The organism is Pseudoalteromonas sp. SR45-5, assembly GCF_014163565.1.
Taxonomy (GTDB): domain Bacteria; phylum Pseudomonadota; class Gammaproteobacteria; order Enterobacterales; family Alteromonadaceae; genus Pseudoalteromonas; species Pseudoalteromonas distincta.
The window spans coordinates 1-4,135 of record NZ_JACJDN010000353.1; the positions used below are offsets into that span (position 1 = coordinate 1).

5 protein-coding genes are annotated in these 4,135 nt (G+C 37.2%); 2 read left to right on the forward strand and 3 right to left on the reverse strand.

The genetic code is table 11. The features are described from left to right. The first annotated feature begins 35 nt into the window (after nucleotides 1-35). Together H5072_RS13120 and H5072_RS13125 are read left to right on the forward strand one after the other, a co-directional pair. Entirely contained in the window at nucleotides 36-1,013 is a 978-nt protein-coding gene (locus H5072_RS13120; RefSeq protein ID WP_182693766.1) for a DUF1852 domain-containing protein, read from the forward strand. A gap of 78 nt (nucleotides 1,014-1,091) precedes the next feature. Then, nucleotides 1,092-2,126: a methionine synthase gene (locus H5072_RS13125; RefSeq protein WP_182693767.1), complete on the forward strand. Its 1,035-nt coding sequence runs from the start codon at nucleotides 1,092-1,094 to the stop codon at nucleotides 2,124-2,126. 103 nt (nucleotides 2,127-2,229) lie between these two features. Here the strand turns inward: H5072_RS13125 and H5072_RS13130 are convergent, their stop codons facing one another. From H5072_RS13130 to H5072_RS13140, 3 genes are all read right to left on the reverse strand, one after another. Further along, a complete protein-coding gene (locus H5072_RS13130; RefSeq protein WP_182693768.1) occupies nucleotides 2,230-2,664 on the reverse strand; it encodes a retropepsin-like aspartic protease in 435 nt (144 codons plus the stop codon). Nucleotides 2,665-2,765: 101 nt separating this feature from the next. Continuing rightward, nucleotides 2,766-3,146 (reverse strand): hypothetical protein, encoded by a 381-nt coding sequence (locus H5072_RS13135; protein WP_024599073.1) that lies wholly within the window; start codon nucleotides 3,144-3,146, stop codon nucleotides 2,766-2,768. Between the two features lie 380 nt (nucleotides 3,147-3,526). Next, nucleotides 3,527-4,123 (reverse strand): DUF6624 domain-containing protein, encoded by a 597-nt coding sequence (locus H5072_RS13140; RefSeq protein WP_182693769.1) that lies wholly within the window; start codon nucleotides 4,121-4,123, stop codon nucleotides 3,527-3,529. Between the last annotated feature and the right edge of the window lie 12 nt (nucleotides 4,124-4,135).

Genomic DNA, 4,135 nt, shown 5'->3' on the forward strand with positions numbered 1-4,135 from the left:
ATCAGGTTTAAATTATAAAATTGGATATAAACACGATGAAAAAAGATTTTACATTTAATATTAAGAGCGTTTCACTCGACGAAAATTATCATCCATCAACTAATACGCGTATCACAACCAACTTTGCTAATTTAGCCAGAGGTGAATACCGCAAAGCAAACTTGCGTAACGCCTTAAACATGATTAACAACCGTTTTAATGCCCTAGCCCACTGGGATAACACCAAAGGTGAGCGTTATGCTGTAGAGCTTGAAATTGTCTCTGTTGAGATAGGTATTGAAGACGGCGGCGAAAGCTTCCCATCAATAGAAATATTAAAAACAAATATTGTTGATCATAAAACAAATAAGCGCATTGAAGGCATTGTAGGAAACAATTTTTCATCGTATGTGCGCGACTACGACTTTAGCGTACTCCTACAAGAGCACAATAAAGGCAAGCCTCAATTTAGTATTCCTGATGACTTTGGAGTTTTACATGGCAAGCTATTTCAGTCATTCGTAAATTCGGATACATACAAACAAAACTTTAAAAAACCACCGGTTATATGCCTAAGTGTGTCAGATAACAAAACCTACACCCGCACCGAAAACCAACACCCGGTACTTGGCGTTGAATACGAACCAAATGAATCGTCTTTAACTGAGCAATACTTCAAAAAAATGGGCTTGCAGGTACGTTACTTTATGCCGCCAAATAGTGCAGCGCCTTTAGCATTGTTTTTCTTTGGTGATTTACTTAATGATTACAGCAATCTTGAGCTTATAAGCACCATTAGTACGATGGAAACGTTTCAAAAAATCTACAGACCAGAGATTTATAATGCCAACGCAACAGCGGGTAAATCATATAAACCAAACTTAAAAAACTTGGACCACTCACTAACGCAAATTGTGTATGACCGAGAAGAGCGCGGCAAGTTAGCAAACGAGCAAGGCAAGTTTGCGCAAGAGCATTTTATCAAGCCGTACCAAAGAGTTCTTGAGCAATTCTCTACTAGCTATCTGTCATAACAACTAATAGTAACAAGCAGTAATAACGCGCTTAACAATACGTTTAATAATTAACTAAAATATACGGCATTATTTATTATGAAAAAATTACTACCTACATCTACCGCTGGCAGTTTACCTAAGCCTTTATGGCTTGCAGAGCCAGAAACACTTTGGTCACCTTGGAAATTACAAGGTGATGAATTAACCCAAGGCAAACACGACGCCCTACGCTTGTCATTATTCGACCAACAACAAGCAGGCATTGATATTGTTAGCGATGGCGAGCAAACAAGGCAGCATTTTGTAACTACATTTATAGAGCACCTAAATGGCGTTGACTTTGAAAAACGTAAAACAGTAAAAATTCGTGACCGATACGATGCAAGCGTACCCACTGTTGTTGGCCCTGTGAGCCGCCAAAAGTCAGTGTTTGTTGAAGACGCTAAATTTTTACGCCAGCAAACCAAGCAACCAATAAAATGGGCATTGCCAGGCCCAATGACAATGATTGACACGCTTTACGACGATCATTATAAAAGCCGCGAAAAACTAGCGTGGGAATTTGCCATAATTCTAAATCAAGAAGCAAAAGAGTTAGAAGCCGCCGGCGTTAATATTATTCAATTTGACGAGCCCGCGTTTAATGTATTTTTTGATGAAGTAAACGACTGGGGAATTGCCTGTTTAGAGCGCTCAATTGAAGGGCTCAAATGCGAAACCGCCGTGCATATTTGCTATGGCTACGGCATTAAAGCCAATACAGATTGGAAAAAAACACTAGGAAGCGAATGGCGCCAGTACGAAGAAGCATTCCCTAAGCTTCAGCAATCTAATATCGATATTATCTCATTAGAGTGCCATAACTCACATGTACCAATGGATTTACTAGAACTCATTCGCGGTAAAAAAGTAATGGTAGGCGCTATTGATGTAGCAAATCATACTATCGAAACGCCAGAAGAAGTAGCTAATACGCTACGTAAAGCACTCCAATTTGTAGATGCCGACAAACTCTACCCATGTACAAACTGCGGCATGGCTCCACTACCTCACCATATAGCTAACGGCAAATTAAATGCCTTGAGCGCAGGGGCAGAAATTATAAGAAAAGAATTACTAAAAGAGAATTAGAAAAGTAGCTATAAAATACAGATTGTAAACAATAACAGCTGTTGCACCATGCCATAGTAAAATCCATAAACATGGTGCGTTAGTTAAAATCTACTAACAAAATTTAGGTTAGATATTTAATTTTTTTATTAAAAAGCTCTAACCTATTTTTTGAAAAATCGATAACTGCTTGGTATTGAGTAAAAAAGGGAGAGCCTAACAAACCATGTACTCCCTTTTCACCACCCGCTACCTGAACATGGTCAAGATTAAGTGACACAAAGTCAGGACTTTCAAACAAGGCATTTCCAAACTCTATTGAATGAACTTCTATATCACCCATAGCGTGATCCGAAGTGCCCAAGCCTGCTGCATTCTCAACATTGAGTGTTTCTTCAATGCTTAACTCACTTAGGCATCCCCTGTCTAAAACTGACGTTCCAGCGCCAGTATCTAAAATAAAACGTAACAATTTACCGTTAATTTTAGCTTCAACAATTTGGTGGCCTGTTTCTGATATTTCAAACTCAATTACGGTTTTGTTCTCAAATAAATTCATATACGTTCCTTGTTATAGAGTTTTTAAAATATTACTTACTATTTTCAGCTTCCCACAATTAATAGCCAAATTTTACTAGTCGCCCACCTCAGCGCGTTTTGTTAGGTAACGTTTATCACCTGAGGCTCAATATTTGTTAAAACATGAATGATTTCATTTGTAGTCATTACTGAATAATGAAACAGCTTATTGTTGTTTAAACTGAAAGTATTCGTTTTAGTTTGAGCATACTCCAATAAGCTTGAATCAGAATACACGCCGATTACGCCCGAATCACGGTTTTGATGATAGTCATGAAAATGGCTACTTTCATCATAAGCTTCAAATAAAACGGTATTTGTAAACACAACCATAAACCTTACGGGATCATCGCCTTTTATATAAGTTTTAAGGTTCAGTGTTAGTAACCCATCAACATACGATAATTTGTCTAAGCTCCAGTCTTGGTAATTATTTGTGACTTCATCGATGGCAGTATTCATTTAATTACCTAACGAGCCTGTAGATTAACTCGTTTCTATTTGTTTTTATTGATAAACAAACCATAGCTGAGTTCCTATTTTGGTTCAATTGATTACTGTATTTTTACGCAGAATATAAAGAAGTGTTTGCTGTTGGTTTTAATTGGCGTTTTGAAAAGGATTACTGGTGTTTATGTGCAAAATTTAGGATGAGTGCCTTTGTTATTTCCTCTAAGAAAAGAACTAGATAAGTAAAGTCGCGTCTAAATCTACATACGCCCTACGATGTATCAACTTACCTAACGACATTGAAAAGTAAGGGATCACCGCTGTTAAAATTTGCGGTGGAAAGAGAACTTTAGCGCTTGCTGCCCACCTCAGGACATTTTGTTGTATGTACATTAATTCAAGTCTATTTCAGGGTGTTCTTTAATCCCGTACATTTTTTCCATTATTTTTAAGTAAAAATCTAAAGAGGGCATATTCATTTCTTCACGCCGTATATCTACATTAGTTTCATCTTCTATAGGGCTAAACACAACTTTACCTTCACTCACGTCAGCTTGAGTACCATAGATTTGTTTCTTTCCTTGTGCAATAAGAACTCTATCAGTTAAAAGAGCAACTTGTTGTCCGCTAACACCTTCGCCATTCAAATATGATTGCTTTAAATAAGGAAGCATTTTTACTTTAAATGCAACATCAGGTGAATGCTGGATGACTAAAAATGCTGCTCCAACTCCTTTAACTCCGACTAAATCTCTTGTTAACCAATGATGCTTTTTAATGATAGCTTTAAGTTTTCCTGTATTACTTTCATCTATTTTCATCATTTGTTCTAGGAGTGCTTTAGGCGGGTTTTGCCACCCAGCTTCTCCTATTTTGTTTCGAATATGCTGATCTTCAATTTCCATTTCAATTAGTTCTTTTTGCAGAGGAAGGTTAATTTCGGCAAAAGAATGAAGAGGTATTATCAACAGTAAAAATAGGTAACGCATCAACTAAACCCT